Below are 473 nucleotides of genomic sequence, written 5' to 3'. Positions count from 1 at the left end.
GGCCAGCAGCGCCGTCTACGGCATGCCGCGCGCGGCCGCCGAAATGAAGGCGGCGGAACAGATTTTACCTTTGGACCACATCGGCCGCGCATTGCGGGGTAGAATTGGTCACAAAGTCGAAGGCAACTAATTGCACAAAAACAAACATAATCGAAAGCGCCAGCACCATGCCCGACGTTAGCCCCAGCGCCCCCGACCAGGCCGCCACCGTGTTCAAGGTGCGCGTTCTGCTCGTCGACGACCAGTTGATCATCGTCGAGGCGATCCGGCGCATGCTGGCCGACCAGCCGGATATCGAGTTCGCCTACGCGACCGACGCCGCCGCCGCGCTGGCCACGGCGCAGCAGCTGCAGCCGACGGTGATCCTGCAAGACCTCGTCATGCCCGGCATCGACGGCTTCGGCCTGATCGCGCTCTACCGCGCCGATCCGCAACTGGCCGGCGTGCCGGTGATCGTGCTGTCGGCCAAGGAG

The 473-nt window shown here is 64.9% G+C and carries 2 protein-coding genes; both read left to right on the top strand.

Annotated features, from left to right (window positions below; all coding sequences use genetic code 11):
- Positions 1–130, top strand: a 130-nt coding sequence (locus tag H7U32_RS12220; protein WP_204469885.1) for a chemotaxis protein CheB, incomplete at its 5' end; no start/stop codon positions are given.
- Between the two features lie 37 nt (positions 131–167).
- Positions 168–473, top strand: a 306-nt coding sequence (locus H7U32_RS09990) for a response regulator (protein ID WP_204469884.1), incomplete at its 3' end; no start/stop codon positions are given.

This window comes from Bifidobacterium pullorum subsp. saeculare (genome assembly GCF_016899725.1).
Taxonomy (GTDB): Bacteria; Actinomycetota; Actinomycetes; order Actinomycetales; family Bifidobacteriaceae; genus Bifidobacterium; species Bifidobacterium pullorum_C.
Note: the sequence above shows the minus strand (reverse complement) of the source record. Positions and strands in the feature narration are given on the sequence as shown.